This is a genomic window from Bradyrhizobium sp. Arg237L (assembly GCF_029990105.1).
Taxonomy (GTDB): Bacteria; Pseudomonadota; Alphaproteobacteria; order Rhizobiales; family Xanthobacteraceae; genus Bradyrhizobium.
The window spans coordinates 1-726 of the sequence record NZ_JAQMIL010000198.1 but is presented as its reverse complement, the minus strand read 5'-3'; the positions used below and the strand labels follow the sequence as shown (position 1 = coordinate 726).

1 protein-coding gene is annotated in these 726 nt (G+C 59.1%); it reads left to right on the top strand.

All coding sequences use genetic code 11. From position 1 onward, the window contains the following. A partial coding sequence (locus tag OZ411_RS42965) for an integrase core domain-containing protein (RefSeq protein ID WP_282532803.1) occupies window positions 1–639 on the top strand: 639 nt, incomplete at its 5' end. Window positions 640–726: the final 87 nt, after the last annotated feature.

Genomic DNA, 726 nt, shown 5'->3' with positions numbered 1-726 from the left:
GAACTGCTCAAGCTCGGGTTCGAGGTCGCGCAGTCCAGCGTCGCCAAGTACATGGTGAAGCGACGCGGGCCACCCAGCCAGGGATGGCGCATCTTCTTGCGTAATCACGCGCCGGACATTGCCGCCATGGATTTGTTCGTTGTTCCCACCGTCGGTTTCGACCTGCTCTATGCCTTTGTCATTGTCCGACTCGACCGCAGAGACCTCGTCTGGATCAACGTCACAGCAAATCCGGCGGCGGAATGGGTTGCACGTCAAATCACGGAGGCATTTCCTTGGGATGAGGCTCCGCACTACCTCATCCGCGATCGCGACCGGATCTATGGCAGCCTTGTCACGCGCCGATTGCGCGCCATGGGCATCCGGGACAAGCCTACCGCACCAGCCTCGCCTTGGCAGAATGGCTTTGCCGAACGGCTGATCGGATCGATCCGGCGTGAGTGTTTGGACCACGTCATTGTTTTGGGCGAGGCGCATCTGCGTCGGGTTCTGCAATCCTACGCCGACTATTACAATAACGTCAGAACGCATCGATCCTTGAACAAGGACGCGCCGATTTCTCGCCCGGTTCAGCGAACCGGTGCGATCAGTTCACGCCCCATCCTGGGCGGACTTCATCACCACTACGCCCGAGCTTAAGTTTTCGGTACACACAGAGGCCTCGGATCGGATCTGCGGCAAGCGGCTCAAGGTAATGATTCCGACGTTGCTCCCTTCGTTGGAGCG